This is a genomic window from Psychromonas sp. psych-6C06 (genome assembly GCF_002835465.1).
In the GTDB taxonomy this organism is placed as follows: domain Bacteria; phylum Pseudomonadota; class Gammaproteobacteria; order Enterobacterales; family Psychromonadaceae; genus Psychromonas.
Genome location: NZ_PIZM01000009.1, coordinates 16,432 through 33,103, shown reverse-complemented (window position 1 = coordinate 33,103; position 16,672 = coordinate 16,432). Strand labels below are relative to the sequence as shown.

General features: G+C 37.3%; 14 protein-coding genes. 5 read left to right on the top strand and 9 right to left on the bottom strand.

Annotated elements, in window-relative coordinates; genetic code table 11:
• Positions 1-13 precede the first annotated feature (13 nt).
• From dnaN to CW745_RS12755, 4 genes are all read left to right on the top strand, one after another.
• A complete protein-coding gene (gene dnaN, locus CW745_RS12770; RefSeq protein ID WP_101109081.1) occupies positions 14-1,117 on the top strand; it encodes a DNA polymerase III subunit beta in 1,104 nt (367 codons plus the stop codon).
• Positions 1,118-1,163: 46 nt separating this feature from the next.
• Complete coding sequence (gene recF, locus CW745_RS12765; protein ID WP_101109080.1) at positions 1,164-2,252, top strand: DNA replication/repair protein RecF; 1,089 nt, start codon at positions 1,164-1,166, stop codon at positions 2,250-2,252.
• 14 nt (positions 2,253-2,266) lie between these two features.
• Positions 2,267-4,696: a DNA topoisomerase (ATP-hydrolyzing) subunit B gene (gene gyrB / locus CW745_RS12760; protein WP_101109079.1), complete on the top strand. Its 2,430-nt coding sequence runs from the start codon at positions 2,267-2,269 to the stop codon at positions 4,694-4,696.
• 350 nt (positions 4,697-5,046) lie between these two features.
• Complete coding sequence (locus CW745_RS12755) at positions 5,047-6,987, top strand: methyl-accepting chemotaxis protein (RefSeq protein ID WP_101109078.1); 1,941 nt, start codon at positions 5,047-5,049, stop codon at positions 6,985-6,987.
• 58 nt (positions 6,988-7,045) lie between these two features.
• On the opposite strand, the gene CW745_RS12750 is transcribed toward CW745_RS12755, so the two are convergent.
• Both CW745_RS12750 and CW745_RS12745 read right to left on the bottom strand, forming a co-directional pair.
• Positions 7,046-7,450, bottom strand: coding sequence for a DUF1801 domain-containing protein (locus CW745_RS12750; protein ID WP_101109077.1), 405 nt, complete (start codon positions 7,448-7,450; stop codon positions 7,046-7,048).
• 172 nt (positions 7,451-7,622) lie between these two features.
• On the bottom strand, positions 7,623-7,997 hold the full coding sequence (locus CW745_RS12745) for a GFA family protein (protein ID WP_101109076.1): 375 nt from the start codon (positions 7,995-7,997) through the stop codon (positions 7,623-7,625).
• A 75-nt stretch (positions 7,998-8,072) separates the two neighbouring features.
• Here CW745_RS12745 and CW745_RS12740 point away from each other — a divergent pair, with 75 nt between their 5' ends.
• Positions 8,073-8,648, top strand: a complete 576-nt coding sequence (locus CW745_RS12740) for a TetR/AcrR family transcriptional regulator (RefSeq protein WP_101109075.1) — start codon at positions 8,073-8,075, stop codon at positions 8,646-8,648.
• 34 nt (positions 8,649-8,682) lie between these two features.
• Here the strand turns inward: CW745_RS12740 and CW745_RS12735 are convergent, their stop codons facing one another.
• The 7 genes from CW745_RS12735 to CW745_RS12705 all read right to left on the bottom strand — a co-directional run bounded on the left by CW745_RS12735 (position 8,683) and on the right by CW745_RS12705 (position 16,274).
• Positions 8,683-9,024, bottom strand: coding sequence for a cupin domain-containing protein (locus CW745_RS12735; protein ID WP_101109074.1), 342 nt, complete (start codon positions 9,022-9,024; stop codon positions 8,683-8,685).
• Positions 9,024-9,515 carry a GNAT family N-acetyltransferase gene (locus CW745_RS12730; RefSeq protein ID WP_101109073.1) on the bottom strand — a complete coding sequence of 164 codons (492 nt, stop codon included), beginning with the start codon at positions 9,513-9,515 and terminating at the stop codon, positions 9,024-9,026. The genes CW745_RS12735 and CW745_RS12730 overlap by 1 nt, the downstream gene beginning before the upstream one ends.
• Positions 9,516-9,594: 79 nt before the next feature.
• Positions 9,595-9,837, bottom strand: coding sequence for a hypothetical protein (locus CW745_RS12725; RefSeq protein WP_101109072.1), 243 nt, complete (start codon positions 9,835-9,837; stop codon positions 9,595-9,597).
• 74 nt (positions 9,838-9,911) lie between these two features.
• Positions 9,912-11,162 carry a valine--pyruvate transaminase gene (locus CW745_RS12720; protein WP_101109071.1) on the bottom strand — a complete coding sequence of 417 codons (1,251 nt, stop codon included), beginning with the start codon at positions 11,160-11,162 and terminating at the stop codon, positions 9,912-9,914.
• 493 nt (positions 11,163-11,655) lie between these two features.
• On the bottom strand, positions 11,656-13,722 hold the full coding sequence (gene glyS, locus CW745_RS12715) for a glycine--tRNA ligase subunit beta (RefSeq protein WP_101109070.1): 2,067 nt from the start codon (positions 13,720-13,722) through the stop codon (positions 11,656-11,658).
• 9 nt (positions 13,723-13,731) lie between these two features.
• Positions 13,732-14,640: a glycine--tRNA ligase subunit alpha gene (gene glyQ / locus CW745_RS12710; protein WP_101109069.1), complete on the bottom strand. Its 909-nt coding sequence runs from the start codon at positions 14,638-14,640 to the stop codon at positions 13,732-13,734.
• A 74-nt stretch (positions 14,641-14,714) separates the two neighbouring features.
• Positions 14,715-16,274 carry a phospholipase D family protein gene (locus tag CW745_RS12705; RefSeq protein ID WP_193755606.1) on the bottom strand — a complete coding sequence of 520 codons (1,560 nt, stop codon included), beginning with the start codon at positions 16,272-16,274 and terminating at the stop codon, positions 14,715-14,717.
• Between the last annotated feature and the right edge of the window lie 398 nt (positions 16,275-16,672).

Genomic DNA, 16,672 nt, shown 5'->3' with positions numbered 1-16,672 from the left:
AGGTTACCTAATCATGAAATTTTCCATCTCACGTGAAGCTTTCTTACGCCCACTGCAATTGGTTGTGGGATCAGTAGCTGGCGGACGACCAGCATTGCCTATTATGGGTAATATATTAATAGAAGTGAAACAGGGCCTATTAAGCTTAACGGGAACCGATTTAGAAGTTGAGTTAATTACTCAAATCGCACTCGAACAACCTTCAGTGGATGGAGTGATCACCGTCCCTGCACGTAAATTATTAGATATTTGCCGCGGTTTATCAGACCCCTGTGAAATTACCTTTGAAGTGAAAAATGAAAAGGTCACCATTCGCTCTGGGCGAAGCCGCTACTTACTCTCTTCGTTACCAGCTATCGATTTTCCAAACATTGAATCATGGAACAGCTTACTTGAACTCACTGTTATGCAGGGTGAATTTAAAAAACTTATCGAATTTACCCAGTTTGCAATGGCAAGCCAAGATGTTCGTTATTACCTTAATGGTATGTACTTTGAGGCGAGTGAAAACAGCTTACGCAGTGTTGCAACGGATGGACATCGTTTAGCTTCCTCTGCAATAACATTACCAGAAAAGATTGAAGCACAATCAATTATCGTGCCACGAAAAGGTGTGTTAGAACTGGTTAAACTATTAGATAACGAGCAAGATAACGTTACTCTTCAAATAGGTCAGAATAATTTACGAGCAATTATTGGTGGCTTTATTTTCACCACTAAATTGGTTGATGGGCGTTTTCCTGATTATCGTCGTGTTATTCCACGTAATGGCGATAAAGAGCTACTTGCAAGTCGAGATTCTTTAAAGCAAGCATTTACCCGTGCTGCTATATTATCAAACGAGAAATTTCGAGGCGTGCGTTTAACGCTCTCTGAAAACCTCTTACAAATTACTGCAAACAATCCAGAACGTGAAGAGGCAGAAGAGTATATTGATGTTAGTTATCAGTCTGAGCCTCTCGAAATAGGCTTTAACGTTAGCTACGTTTTAGATGTATTAAATACACTTAAAAGTGATCAGGTTAAAATCACACTAAGCAGTTCAGACCACAGTACATTAATTGAGTCTACCGATAGCGATGACTCACTTTATGTACTTATGCCAATGCGCCTTTAATACACTATCAGATACATAAAATTGCCTCTATTAACGGAGTTTTTTGATGTCACTTTCTAAATTAGTCATCCATCAATTCCGTAATATTAACCATGCAGAGCTTACCTTTAATAATAAAATTAATATTATTGTCGGTGACAATGGTAGTGGTAAAACCTCCCTATTAGAAACGATCTACTTTTTAGGGTTAGGCCGCTCTTTCCGTAGCCACTTAACCAGCCGCATTGTGCAGCACGATCATAAAGAATTTACAATTTTTAGTGAGGTCATGCAGGCAAATTTAGCCACACCAATCGGCCTACAAAAATCTAAAAATGGCGATACCACACTTAAGATAAATGGTGCTATTGCAAAAAAATTATCTGATCTAACTCACTATTTACCCATACAATTAATTACTCCTGAAAGTAGTACTTTATTATCAGGAAGCCCCAAAAACAGGCGTGCTTTTCTCGATTGGGGAGTTTTTTACCATGATCCTCTCTTTTATCACAATTGGGCACGTATAAAGCGACTATTAAAACAGCGTAATGCCGCTTTAAAGCAATGTAAAACGTACAATGAGTTGCAACTGTGGGATAATGAACTTTGTCTTTTAAGTGAGAAAATTAGTACACAGCGACAAGCATATTTTGAACAGTTGTTAGTACTTATAAAAAGCACCTTAAATGATTTTTTACCCGACTTTGATATTAGCTGTCAGTTCTTTTGTGGGTGGGATAGAAACAATAAGTCGTTAGCTGAATATTTACGTGATAACTTTCCACGCGATAGTCAACTTGGTTACACAACAGCAGGGCCTCAAAAAGCGGATATCCGTTTTAAAATAGGAGCATTTCCTGTTGCAGATGTGTTATCACGTGGACAACTAAAATTGTTTGTATACGCATTACAACTTGCACAGGGCTTATTTTTAAATAGCATAGATAAAAAACAGTGTATTTTTCTAATAGATGATTTTAGTTCTGAGCTTGATCAGAACAAACAACAAATATTAGCAAAACATATTGCAGAGTCAGGCGCTCAACTGTTTATCACTGTTATTGAACCTGATAATATCGATAAACTTTTTACGCAAAAAAACAGCGTGTTTCACGTGGAACATGGTCAGATTACAGAACAACTAGAAAACTAATAGGTGAAAGCTTTATGACTGAAAATAGTTATGATTCGTCAAGTATTAAAGTACTAAAGGGGTTAGACGCAGTTCGTAAACGCCCAGGTATGTATATTGGTGATACCGATGACGGTACTGGTCTACATCATATGGTGTTTGAGATTCTTGATAACTCAATCGATGAAGCATTAGCAGGTCACTGTAGCGATATTATTACCACTATCCATACTGATGGTAGTGTCTCTGTTCGCGATGATGGACGTGGTATTCCAGTTGATATCCATGAAGAAGAAGGCGTTTCAGCAGCAGAAGTTATTATGACAGTACTTCACGCTGGCGGTAAATTCGATGATAACTCATATAAAGTATCAGGTGGTTTGCATGGTGTAGGTGTTTCTGTTGTAAACGCACTATCTAAAAAACTACGCTTAACGGTTAAACGTCACGGTAAAATTCACCAACAGTCATACACACATGGTGAGCCAGATGCGCCACTTGAAGTGATTGGAGAGTCTGAGAATACTGGTACAGAAATTCGTTTTTGGCCAAGTGAAGAGACTTTCTCAGATGTACTTTTCCATTATGATATTCTCGCTAAAAAATTACGTGAGCTGTCATTCTTAAATTCAGGTGTTTCAATTAAGTTAATTGATAAGCGTGAAGAAGGTAAATCTGACCACTTCTGTTATGAAGGTGGGATAAAATCTTTCATCGAGTTTTTAAATAAAAACAAATCACCAGTCCACCAAAAAATCTTCCACTTCTCAGTAGAAGGCGAAGATGACATTAGCGTTGAAGTTGCTATGCAGTGGAATGATGGTTTCCAAGAAAACATCTACTGTTTCACTAACAACATTCCACAACGTGATGGTGGTGCGCATTTAACAGGTTTCCGTGGTGGTTTAACACGTACTTTAAATGCCTACATGGAAAAAGAGTTAGCAAAAGTTAAGAATGCGAAGAATAAAACAGCCACTGAAGGCGGTGATTCTCGTGAAGGTTTAACAGCGGTTATCTCTGTTAAAGTTCCCGATCCAAAATTCTCTTCACAAACTAAAGACCGTCTTGTTTCATCTGAAGTACGTCCTATTGTTGAAAGTGCAATGGGTGAGAACTTACAAGACTTCTTAATGGAAAATCCAACAGAAGCTAAAATCATCACCTCAAAAATTATCGATGCTGCTCGAGCGCGTGAAGCTGCCCGTAAAGCACGTGATATGACACGTCGTAAAGGTGCTTTAGATTTAGCAGGTTTGCCAGGTAAATTAGCAGATTGTCAGGAAAAAGATCCGGCACTTTCTGAACTATACATTGTGGAAGGGGACTCTGCTGGCGGTAGTGCTAAGCAGGGTCGTAACCGTAAAAACCAAGCTATTTTACCGTTAAAAGGTAAAATTCTTAACGTAGAAAAAGCACGTTTCGATAAAATGTTGTCTTCACAAGAGGTTGCAACACTGATCACCGCACTAGGTTGTGGTATCGGACGTGATGAATATAACCCAGAGAAAACACGTTATCACCGCATCATTATCATGACCGATGCCGATGTCGATGGTTCTCACATCCGAACACTGTTATTGACCTTCTTCTATCGTCAAATGCCAGAACTGATTGAAAATGGTTATATCTATATTGCCCAGCCTCCACTTTACAAAGTGAAAAAAGGCAAGCAAGAAACCTACGTTAAAGATGAGTTAGAGTTACAAACGTATTTAACTACCTTAGCAATGGAAAACTCTTCACTGCATGTAAACCCAGATGCACCAGGTATCTCAGGTCTTGCACTTGAAGGGCTAATTCAACGTTACCGTAGTGTACAAGACACAATTAACCGATTAAAACGTCGTTACCCATCAGTAATTTTAGATAAGCTTATTTACAAGCCACAACTAACAACTGAGCAACTTGCCAATAAAGAACAGGCAACTGCATGGACTAATGATATCGTTGAGACTTTAAACGCAGAAGATTTTGAAGGCACAATTTACAGTGCAGATATTGAAAAATCTGAAGATGAGTTAAGCCATAATATTATCTTCACTATCCGTAAACATGGTGTGGAGTCTTATTATACTTTTGATGAAGAATACTTCGGCTCAGATGGTTATAAAGCGGTTGCTTCTGTTGGTGCTGAAATTTCAGGGCTATTGGAAGAGGGCGCTTATATCCAACGTGGTGAACGTAAACGCGAAGTAAGCCACTTTATTGATGCTGTGAACTGGTTGATGAACGAATCAAAACGTGGCCTTTACATTCAACGATACAAAGGATTAGGAGAGATGAACCCTGATCAGCTTTGTGACACAACGATGGATCCAAATACACGCCACATGTTACAAGTACGTATTGAAGATGCAGTTGGCGCTGACCAACTATTCAGCACGTTAATGGGCGATCACGTTGAACCACGTCGTAACTTCATTGAAGATAATGCATTACGTGTAGAGAACTTAGATATCTAATTAATAGCTAAGCTTCACTAACAAACCAAAACCAGCTCTCGTGCTGGTTTTTTTGTATCTCCATTTAAAAAACTCATCCTGATCAGTAAAAGCATTAAAGTATTTTTAATGTACGGTGCTATAAATTTTGCGTAATTCGAGGTGAATTTTCGCTGCAACAACTGATTATGGTTAGATAACTTAACAAAAATGTTCGCGGAAATAGCGTTATTGTATTGCCTGCTTATTCAAAACTTAAGTTAAGCGATAAAAAAGTTGATTAACTATTTAGTGGGACTGGAATTACAACTGAAATATTTCCGCAGCAGTTGTTACGTATGATTTTAAAAAACTAAAATTGGGCGTACTTTATGTCAATAAACTTCCTCACGAAATTAATCACCACAAGCATCGCCATCCTATTATTATTTATCAGTATCTTTATCGTATGGGCTTGGCAGGCAATGGACAGACCCTATCAAATTAATAACGAATATCATCAAATAAAATCTACCTTAAACCAAAATATCGCAATTCCGTTGGAGCAATACCTCAACTCTGGTGATGCAGGGATACTGCTACATGCTGAAAAACAGCTTAACGAGTTAAAAAAACAACCTATTAATTGGCTATCAAAAAAACAATTAAACACGATAAACCAAACAATAACTCATCTAGAAACTGCGATTCAAGAGGCTAGGGCGGCTGGAAAATTAGCAGCACAACCAGAAGCGCTTTTAGTAAATAATGAATTAGAGAGAAGAAATATTATTGATGACTTTATTAATATTCTCAGTAAGTCATCCGAACCTTTGACTGTTAAAAGTGAATACCAAACAATCTTGTTAACTGTCAGCCTACAACTCCAGAAAGTTGGGCATTTAAGGCAACGTTATATAAGTGATAACAATGAGTCCATCAAAGCGACATTGCTCGATGCTAATAATGATATTAAAAAGAGCGTCAAATCGCTGTATCAGCTACCTGATTTAGGCGTAATAGAAAGCGAAGAAGTTGATGAGTTTAGCTTTGATGATCCTGAAGTTATCGATTTAGCGCTACTAAATATTGACGAACTATACAGCCTCAGTAATCGATATGAAAAAGAGTTAGTCAATACGATTAACATGCTAAAAGCGGTAACAGAAAGTCGTCTAGATCTCAGTAAAAGCTTTGATAATTTAACTAATAATTTCGCACAATTTGCTTCTGTAGTTGAATTACAAAAACAACAAATTACAAACAAAGTGAAAATAATCGGTGCAATCGCGCTTTTACTTTTTATTATCATGATAACTTTAATGGTTGTTTTACAACTAAAAAGCCTCGCTTTTATAAGACAGCTAACGCCCTTTTTTAACCGCCTTGCCAGTGGCGATTTTAGTCAATCACTTAATATTGAAAGCCAACTTTCTGAAATTAAAAGTGTTAAGAAACGCAGTTTGCACCTTCAAGAGTATTTAGCAACATTGACTAATTCACTACAACAACAGTCACAGCAGGCATTAACTGCGAGCAATGAGCTACAAAAACGCACTCAACAAGCCAACCAAAGCAGTGAATTACAACGTCAACAAACAGAGCTAGTGATTGTCGCAATCGGACAATTATCTAATTCATTTAATGAAGTCACTCAAAATGCATCTGAAACTTCTCAACAAACCGATAAAGCAGTTAAATTAGTGAGTAAAGCTGATCAGGCCCTTGATATTGAAGCCGGCAAAACAAGACAGCTTGCAGATAACATTCTTTCTTTAAGCAAATTAGTAGAAAAGTTGAGTACTGATACCCATTCTATTAATAATGTATTGGATGTGATTAATAATGTATCCGAGCAAACTAATTTACTGGCACTAAATGCAGCCATAGAAGCAGCAAGAGCAGGTGAGCAGGGCCGAGGCTTTGCTGTAGTTGCAGATGAAGTGCGTGCCTTAGCTATTCGCACAGCTGACTCTACTGGTGAGATACAAGCGATTATCAACCAACTAACCAATACTGCAAAACAGGCTAATGATTATGTTTTACAGCAGAGTCGTGTAGCAACTGATTGTGCCGAACATAGCTTAGCTGTAAAGGTTGAATTAAAATCCGTTGCAGAGATAATTGATAACATATACGTGTATAACAGCAGTATCGCCTCTGCAACTGAAGAGCAGGCGATGACCATCAATGAAGTCGCTCAAAATACTAAAACGATTGAACAACACACTCAAAAGGTCACCAGAAACATGCAAAAAATCGATGACTCTAGTGACATGATCAAAAGCATTAGTGAGGTTTTGAATAGCCTAGTAACACAATTAAAGCGATAAGAATAACCTATCTATAATTTGGGGTAAGAATGGTTAAACATTTTCTTCGAATGATTATTTAAGCCCCTAGCAAGGGTAAATGCTTTATTTTATGGTATCGAAGTGACAGTGATAAACAGTGTTTTAATGGTTCCCAAGGCACGTCAGCATTCAAATTGAATACTAAAGCACGTTTCCCTTCGAAGATAAATACATCTCCATATAGCTCTTTGAAAGTATCAATTAAAGAGGTTTTGCAATTAAAATAAATACAAAATTGATCGGGATATTTACTTTTCCAATCAAATCTTACAGTGCTTCCCTTTTTACTAAGATAACTTGGCTCTCCCCATTTCAAAGTTTCTTGCAGATCATCGATACCGTGATACTCAGCGACTTCAAAAATAGTTTCACGTAATAATAATAATACCTGCTTCGCCCTGTGCGGGTATTGGTCAAACTTTAGTTGTACTGATAACTCCATATAATATCCATACCTGTTTCACGTGGAACATATGTACTTGGTCAATTTTAGAAATATAAACCAACAATATTTTTAAATTGGCATCCATAAACCGAGTATTCATAAATAATTATGTAAGTATGATTTCACTTTATTACAACTTCTCGGATAAATAACTAAAACAGTAAAATTATTAACTTTTGCACCACGGCACAGCATATTCTTTATAGACAGAAAGCTGTGGCTTTAATTGTTCACAGTAATCAATAATATTACCTAAAGAAAATAATTTATGGCTAGGGAAATGTTTGCCATTAACGCCATAAACAACACTCCCACAGTGCCGGCAAAATGATTTTTGAGAGCGATCATTAAAGTGATAATGTGATATACAAGCGATACCACTTTTAACTTTAAAATTTTCTTCCGCTACCACAACCCAACTACTGTAATCACTGCCTTGTAATTTACGACAATTTTGACAGTGGCACTGAATAACAGTAGTTACTGGTAAAGTCGCTACCCAAGTTACTGCTCCACAATGACACTTACCGTTAGCTTTTTCCATGAAAGGCTCCTTTTACTTAATAAGCTATCATAGATGGCATATTATATATGTTAAAGATCATATTAAGAGTCGCTAATGCCGTATACCAAACAACATAAAGATAAAACTCGCCAACGGATCCTCAGGAGTGCTTTTCAACTCTTTACAACAAAAGGTTTTGAGTGTGTCACCATTAACGACATAATGAAGAATTGTGGATTAACCCGCGGTGCTTTCTATGCTCATTTTGATAGTAAAGTAATGTTATATAGTAAAGCTATCGAACTCGCAGCAAACAATAGTCAATTAGCACAGTTAAAACCAATTCAAATTTCAGATCAAAAATGGCTGATCCAATTATTAGACTTCTACTTAAGCATTGAACACGTAAAAGGTGAAAGGGCCTGCCCATTGGCCTTTTTAGTTACTGATGTTGTGACTCAAAATAGCGAAGCAAAAATAGCTTACTCGAAAACTTATAAAGGTATGAACGATTTAATATATTACTATGCTAACAAATACTCTCACTGTAGTAAGGCACAAGTAATGGCAGTCACAGCGATGATTATTGGTACTGTTGCAATCGCTCGAACAATGGATATTGAAGACGATATTTCTACTCTATTGTGCTCTACTCGAAAAGAAGCAGGTAAACTATTGGGGGGGATCTAAGTAGATAATTTAGTTTTTATCTACGTTTTAACCTTTATATTTCTTGTTTATCACCATGGCTTGGTGGGGCTGAAGTAACTATAAAGTTCAACTCATGTTCACTTTCGTTACATAGTTGATGTGCGGTACCGGCTTCAATATGTACACCTTCACCAGCTTTAAGAGTTAATGTTTTATTCTTAAGCTTCATCGTAGCAAGGCCGGAAATAATATAAAAGAACTGTTCTGCATTTTGGTGATAGTGATTAGATTCACAACAACCGGCTAGCATTCGTTCTTGTATAACACTTAGTTGTTTTGATTTTACTAAATGCCAACCATCACAGTTATCTCCCCACTGATAATGAATAGCAGTGCTCTTTTCAATTATATCCATCAAACACCTTCAATTAGCAGATGTTGTACCAGTTGAAAATAGTGGCCTTTTTCACCAAAATTATTACTGGCTTCTTGAAGTGGTAACCAATTCATCTTTCGGGCTATCGCTAGGCTTGCTAAGTTATCATTAGCTATAAAAACCTGAAAATGGCTAATATCGAAGGATTTACTGAGCTCATTTAAAACTAGCTCACAGGCTAATTGTATATAACCTTTCCCCCAGTATTTTTGGCGTATAAAATAGCCAAAATCCATTATACCATCGATTTTTTTCATACCACAAAAGCCCACAAATTCATCTGTTGCAGATAAGGCAACTACATAACGATAAGCAGTTGTCATCTCAGTGTTAAACCACTTCTCCGCTTCTAATCGAGAAAGCGCTTTTCTCGGTCCAATAAAACGCATCACCTCGGCATCTAATAGCAATTCAAATACGTAGGGTTTATCTATCGCCTTAAGCTTACGAAGATGTATTATTGGTGGCATCTACTTAATCCAACTCTGATTTACACATGCTTTAACTAAAAATGGTCGTCTTGTAATACCTTATTTTTCTAAATATGAATTACTTAGCATTATCTTTTCGTACATGCATCGAACTGGTATCAATAATGCTAATTTTACAGCCTAACAACAAGCTTATAATTAAGCCTACAACGATAAAACCTGACAGGAAAACCATCGCAACTAAGAACCAGAGTAGTTGTAAATCAAAGATAGTTACGTTGCTTTTATTTTCTAAGACTAATTTTCTCGATGTTAAGAAGTACAAAATACCTTTACCATCAACTTTAAACTCTTCTTTCATTTTTATTCTCCATGATAGTTTCACGTGAAACACTATGACCTATTTTTAAGCTTGAATCACTATATAGAGTAAACTTAACTTTTATAAAGCTCATTAATCTCTTGAGCAAGAATCTCAACACCACGCAAAACGACGTCATCATCCTGAGCATAATTAAGTCGAATACACTGTTGCGTATGTGGCCATTGCTGGTCCAATCCTGGAAAAAAATAATGTCCAGAAACGATTAATAGTCCCTTAGCTTTTAATCGTTTATATAACTCATTAGAGCTTATTGGCAGGTCTTTAAACCATAACCATAAAAACAGCGCACCTTCTGCTTTATGAATTTTAAAATTTGGGGTGTTAATTTTTTCTTGTAATAGAGTAATCGCTTGCTGAGATTTTTTATAATAAAAGGGTTTAATTACCTCATTACTGAGCGTTAAAATCTCCTTAGTTTTTACTAGTGGCAATGTTATTTCTGGTCCGATTCCTCCGGGGGAAAGTGCCATGATACCTGAGAGATTCGACATTGCTTTGATGATAGCTGGATTTGCAATGACAATGCCACAACGAGCCCCTGGCAATCCAAACTTAGAAAGACTTAAACACAAGATAGTATTACTATTCCAAAAAGGGGTGACTTCTTCAAATATAATATTAGGAAATGGTGTGCCGTAAGCATTATCAATAATCAATGGAATATTGTTATCCTGCGCCAATTGATCTAAATGAACAATCTCTTCATCTGTTAACACGTTACCCGTAGGATTAGTTGGACGCGACACACATATAGCGCCAATATCTTTATCAATACTTAATGCATCAAAGTCTACATTATATTTAAATAAGCCATTATCTAACTCGCTTATCTTAGGCCGAACTGCAACAAATGCATCTTCAGAAACACTAGCGTCTGCATATCCAATATATTCTGGTGCAAGTGGAAATAATATTTTTTTCTTTTTACCAGAACTAAAATTCCCCCCTAATAGGTTAAATAGATAGAAAAAAGCGTTCTGACTACCATTAGTTAGCATGATATTTTCACTACTTAAATCCCAATCGTAAAGATCATTAAACAATGTAGCCAAGGCATCAATAAATGTATTCTTACCTTGTGGACCATCGTAATTAGCTAATGTATTTATTAAATTACCTTCGCTCAATAACTGTTGCATTAATTCAGTTAATCGATCATTAATTGCCGGGATAGAGGCAGGGTTACCACCACCTAACATTAGAATATCATCGCCACCTTGTACGCCCGCATTAAGATCATCCATCAATTCCGTAATGCCAGAATGCTGTGTAAATTTATTTCCAAATATTGAGTAGGGCATTTTCTTTCCTAGTTAAATTTTATTGATGTTCCACGTGAAACCGTTAGCTGTTAGCTGTTAGCTGTTAGCTGTTAGCTGTTAGCTGTTAGCTGTTAGCTGTTAGCTGTTAGCTGTTAGCTGTTAGCTGTTAGCTGTTAGCTGTTAGCTGTTAGCTCAAAATATTTTTTCATTAATGAATTAATTTAACTCATAATTAATGACTAACAATAAATCTATTTAATACCAAATCCACTAAATAACTGTTCAATCTTACTGGTTAAAAGAAGCTATTTCAGCGTTAAAAATTTCGCAAAGGGAACAACCATTTGCATCAATTTTCGCCTTGAACTAACTCCTTTTTCCTGCGTAATATTTGATCACTATATTAGCGTTATTGGTATAACCAATAACGTTTCACGTGAAACACTATTGGTTAAATAGATACAAAAAAGCTCAGTATATACTGAGCTTTTAAATAATAAAGTAGGGCTACCTAGTCAAGAAGCCACTCTTTTTATAAAACAGATACATCTGCAACTTGTAAAAATAAATTACGTAATCGATTTAAAAGTGCTAGACGATTCTGCTTAACCGCTTCATTTTCAGCCATCACCATCACGTTATCAAAGAACAGGTCCACAGGCGCACGTAGAGAAGCAAGTTCAAACAAGGCTGCCTCGTAGTCTCCGACTAAAAATAAAGGGCTTAGCTTGCTTTCTAGAGAGCCTAATTTTTCAGCTAATGCTTTCTCAGCATCCTCTTCAAACAAATTACTGTCAACATCGATATTGATTTCGCCTTTTACTTTCGCAAGTATATTTGAAATTCGTTTGTTAGCTGCTGCAATTGGCTCTGCTTCCGGAAGTTCTTGGAACTTAGCAACAGCTTGAATACGTTTTTCAAAATCAACGGGTTTAGTTGGACGACGATCAAGAACAGATTGAATTAGCTCTGCAGTGAAGCCGCTTGCTTGATAAGTTGCACGGAAACGCGCAAATAAGAAGTCAACCACATCGTTCACTACATTATCATTATTTAGCTTACCGACATATTGTGTCTTAGCTATTTCAACTAATTCAACGATATCTAAATCAAGTGTTTTATCTTTAATAATACGTAGTAAACCAATAGCAGCACGACGAAGTGCAAATGGGTCAGCAGCCCCTTTGGGAGCTTGTCCAATACCAAAAATACCGACTAATGTATCTAGTTTGTCTGCTAATGAAACGGCACAAGCAACTAAAGATGTTGGTAATTTATCACCCGCAAAACGTGGTAAATATTGCTCATTTAATGCAACCGCAACTTCTTCAGCTTCGCCGTCAAAACGCGCGTAATACATCCCCATAATACCTTGCACGTCTGGACATTCTAAAACCATCTCAGTCATAAGATCAGTTTTTGAAAGTAGGCCAGCACGTTTTGCATGTGTTGCGTCAGCATCAATTTTTAGCGCAATACTTTCTGCCACATTAGCAATACGCTCAGATTTCTCTTTTAATGTACCTAACTGCTTTTGGAAAAGTACTGTTGAAAGTGACTCAAGACGACTTTCTAAAGTTTTCTTTTTATCGGTCTCAAAGAAGAACTCTGCATCCGCTAAACGAGGACGAACAACTTTTTCGTTACCTTCGATTACTTGTGCAGGATCACGACTAACAATATTCGAAACAAAAATAAAACGTGGTAATAAATTGCCAGCTTTATCTAAAACAGGAAAGTATTTTTGATGATCTTTCATTGTATAGATAAGTGCTTCTGAAGGAACGTCTAAGAATTTCTCTTCAAATGAGCCCGCAAGGGTAACAGGCCATTCAACTAATGAAGTCACCTCTTCAAGTAATCCTTCATCAATCGCAGCAACGCCATTTTCATGCGCAGCAAGCGCTTCAACTTGCTCGCGAATAATCGCTTTACGACGCTCATAATCGGCAATGACTTTACCGCTGTCATCTAAAAGTGCTTCATATTCATCAGCGTGGTTGATGGTTAACTCTGCTTCGCCAAGGAAACGATGTCCACGGATAGTACGATCGGATTGAACACCTAACAATTCACCTTGAATCAGTTTTTGACCGAATAACATACACACAGTATGAACAGGACGAATAAACTGAGTAGCCGTTGCTCCCCAACGCATCGGTTTAGGGATAGGTAACTTAGCTAATGCTTCTGCGGCAATTTCAGGAATGAGTTGCGCAACTTCTTGGCCTTTTACTTCTGCCTTAAACAGTAGCCATTCACCTTTATCAGTAACAAGGCGTTCAGCTTGTGCAACAGTTATACCGTTTGAACGCGCCCAGCCTTCAGCTGCTTTCGTTGCATTCCCCTGATCATCAAAAGCAACACTGACAGCAGGTCCACGTTTTTCTACAATTTTATCAGCTTGAGCTGCTTCTAAATGGCTAACAACCAATGCTAAACGTCTTGGCGATGCAAACCACTTAACACTTTCAAATGCAAGTTCCGCTTTTTGAAGTTCTGCTTCAACGTTGCTAGCAAAAGACTCAGCAAGTTGGCGTAATGATTTCGGTGGTAACTCTTCGGTTCCCAGTTCAATCAGTAAATTTTCTTGTGACATCATTAGCCTCTATTTATCTAAATTTTTACATAGTGGGAAACCAAGCGCTTCACGTTTTGCATAATACGCTTCGGCTACTGCTTTCGATAAAGCACGTACACGTAAGATGTAACGTTGACGTTCCGTAACTGAAATGGCATGGCGTGCATCAAGTAAATTAAAGATGTGCGATGCTTTCATCACTTGCTCGTAGGCAGGTAGAGGCAGATCTGATGCTATCAATTTTTGGCTGTCTTTTTCACATTGGTCAAACTGTGTGAAAAGTGCATCAACATCAGCATGCTCAAAATTGTAAGTTGATTGCTCAACTTCATTTTGATGGAAAATGTCACCGTAGGTCACTTTACCCATTGGACCATCTGTCCAAACAAGATCATAAATGCTTTCAACGCCTTGAATGTACATTGCAATACGCTCAAGACCATAAGTAATTTCACCGGTTACTGGTGCACACTCTAAACCACCAACTTGTTGGAAATAGGTGAATTGCGTTACTTCCATCCCGTTTAACCAGATTTCCCAACCTAGTCCCCAAGCTCCTAATGTTGGAGATTCCCAGTTATCTTCAACGAAACGAATATCATGAATAGAAGTATCGATACCTATCTCTTCAAGTGATTTTAAATAAAGTTCTTGAATGTTTTTAGGTGAAGGTTTTAATACCACTTGGAACTGGTAGTAATGTTGCAGACGGTTAGGGTTTTCACCATAACGACCATCTGTCGGACGACGACATGGTTGTACGTATGCACTACTCATCGGCTCAGGACCAATTGAACGTAAGAATGTTTGTGGGTGGAATGTACCTGCGCCCACTTCCATATCAAGTGGCTGTACGATTGCACAACCTTGTCGAGCCCAAAAATCTTGCAGTGCAAGAATCAGCCCTTGGAATGTTTTTGTATCGAATTTTTGCATGATTTCGGCTTCGAGTTGATTATAAAAATTGATTGATATTATACCTATTCAACGGCATCTATACCACTAACAGTTTAAAGTTGTGACTCTCCGGGCAGATAACTGATAAAACCGACTTTAAATCGCTCCCACCAGCTACTGTACGGCTCTTTATCATAGGTGATGGTTTCACCCGATTCTATTTTCGACCAAATAATGTTGTTATCTACCAACGACAATTCAAATGCAATCTGATTGATGTGGTTATCAAACTGCTCTGCGACATCTTCAGAGAGCGCTTCTGTCTCTAATATCACCCCAATCTCAGTATTCTCATAGAGTGAACGTGGGTCCAAGTTCAATGACCCTATAAATGTCGATTTTCTATCAATCACAAAATATTTTGCATGTAGACTCGCTTTAGACTTACCCCAAATAGAAGATTTTTTGTTGTCCGTTTTGCTAAAAACATAATCAGAAGTAAGCAGTTTACTGTCCATTTCATAAAGTTTTACCCCCATAGCTAAGAGCGCTTTTCGATATTTTCTATAACCCGCATGCACTACCATGACATCGTTTGATTTTAATGAATTAGTTAATACTTTTACTGTGATGCCACGTTTAATTAGATCAGCAAAAAATTCAACACCTTCCTTACCTGGTACAAAGTAAGGAGAAACAATAATCAACTCATTTTCGGCACCATGGATGTAAGGTGCAAGTTGAGGCGCAAGATGATATTGCTGTTTTGATCTTGAAGCAGTTATTTTAGCGGGATCGTCCACTAATATCTTAGCCTCTCCAGTATATATATTGACTTGATTGGTATGTATAAGCTCCATTAAATTATTAGCTTTAAGCTGCTTAACGTAAGCATGTTGTTGTTTATTTTCCCATTTCTGTGTTAGCGCTTGGGAAATCAACTCGGTTGTTTGTGCTTCCCACTCATAGCTTGATAATAACTGAATAGGGTAAGCAAGAGGGCTATTCCAATAGGCATCGAAAGAGTGACTTACTTCAGTCACGACAGGCCCTGTTAGTGCAACATCTAAATCGCCAAAAACGGTATTTTCATCGGCGCCAAAATAAACATCTCCAATATTACGTCCACCTAAAATACTAATACTATTATCCACTGTGAACGACTTATTATGCATACGTCGAGTAATCGCACCGAACTGAAAAACAAACTGACTGGAGCGATTTTTGCCACGAACAAAAGGGTTGAAAAGACGAATATTAATATTGGGGTGTGATGCAAGTGCACTGAGGGTTTTATCTTTGCCTGCCATATCCATGTCGTCCAACAACAAACGAACACGTACGCCACGTTCAGCTGCCTGCCACAATGCCATGGTTAATAAATTTCCACTTAAATCTGAATGGTAAAGATAATACTGAAGATCAACACTGTTTTGAGCACTATTTAATAGTGATAAACGTGCAATAAATGCGTCTGTACCATCATCTAATAACAGCATAGTAACAGCGTTATCAGCAAAGCCTATTTCACGATTAGCTGATATTATTTTTTGCTCTAACTGATTATTTACTAAATTATCAAGTGTATAACTTGGTTCACTGCTATTTTCCGGCAAGCTACTACATGCCGTTAATAAAAAGGCTAAGGCTAGCCCAAGAGACAATTGATACATACCACATTCCCTATGGATAATTTCACATTCTGAATTTGTTATTTTTTTAATGCCTGTGATAACCATTCTATAGGGATTAGTGCCAATATGGAAAAGCCAATAAAAATATCAACATAAAAAAGATGCACATAATGTATCGATAAAAGGAAGGAAATTTAAATTGTATGGTTAAGCGATTTAAATCTCTAGAATATGTTGATCTTTCGAGTTTATTTTTGCAACAATTTGTTGGCTATTGCTGTAATAACTTCTTTAATACCACGCAATGCAAAATTAAAAGGCGTTTTGCTATCTGTTAAACGACACTCGCTTAGAATGACTAAGCTACATTCCGTCTGCCTTAATCAACACGCGCTGTGTTAAACAAAATTTAAACGGCAATGCTATGAATAGATTGA

What these genes read in the sequence shown, in the direction of transcription:
- gyrB (WP_101109079.1), top strand. Translation starts at nt 2,267, where the DNA reads ATGACTGAAAATAGTTATGATTCGTCAAGTATTAAAGTACTAAAGGGG.
- CW745_RS12735 (WP_101109074.1), bottom strand. Translation starts at nt 9,024, where the DNA reads ATGGATATAATTGAAAAGAGCACTGCTATTCATTATCAGTGGGGAGAT.
- CW745_RS12720 (WP_101109071.1), bottom strand. Translation starts at nt 11,162, where the DNA reads ATGCCCTACTCAATATTTGGAAATAAATTTACACAGCATTCTGGCATT.
- CW745_RS12745 (WP_101109076.1), bottom strand. Translation starts at nt 7,997, where the DNA reads ATGGAAAAAGCTAACGGTAAGTGTCATTGTGGAGCAGTAACTTGGGTA.
- CW745_RS12705 (WP_193755606.1), bottom strand. Translation starts at nt 16,274, where the DNA reads ATGTATCAATTGTCTCTTGGGCTAGCCTTAGCCTTTTTATTAACGGCA.
- CW745_RS12750 (WP_101109077.1), bottom strand. Translation starts at nt 7,450, where the DNA reads ATGGAGTTATCAGTACAACTAAAGTTTGACCAATACCCGCACAGGGCG.
- glyS (WP_101109070.1), bottom strand. Translation starts at nt 13,722, where the DNA reads ATGTCACAAGAAAATTTACTGATTGAACTGGGAACCGAAGAGTTACCA.
- recF (WP_101109080.1), top strand. Translation starts at nt 1,164, where the DNA reads ATGTCACTTTCTAAATTAGTCATCCATCAATTCCGTAATATTAACCAT.
- CW745_RS12730 (WP_101109073.1), bottom strand. Translation starts at nt 9,515, where the DNA reads ATGCCACCAATAATACATCTTCGTAAGCTTAAGGCGATAGATAAACCC.
- dnaN (WP_101109081.1), top strand. Translation starts at nt 14, where the DNA reads ATGAAATTTTCCATCTCACGTGAAGCTTTCTTACGCCCACTGCAATTG.
- CW745_RS12740 (WP_101109075.1), top strand. Translation starts at nt 8,073, where the DNA reads ATGCCGTATACCAAACAACATAAAGATAAAACTCGCCAACGGATCCTC.
- CW745_RS12755 (WP_101109078.1), top strand. Translation starts at nt 5,047, where the DNA reads ATGTCAATAAACTTCCTCACGAAATTAATCACCACAAGCATCGCCATC.
- glyQ (WP_101109069.1), bottom strand. Translation starts at nt 14,640, where the DNA reads ATGCAAAAATTCGATACAAAAACATTCCAAGGGCTGATTCTTGCACTG.
- CW745_RS12725 (WP_101109072.1), bottom strand. Translation starts at nt 9,837, where the DNA reads ATGAAAGAAGAGTTTAAAGTTGATGGTAAAGGTATTTTGTACTTCTTA.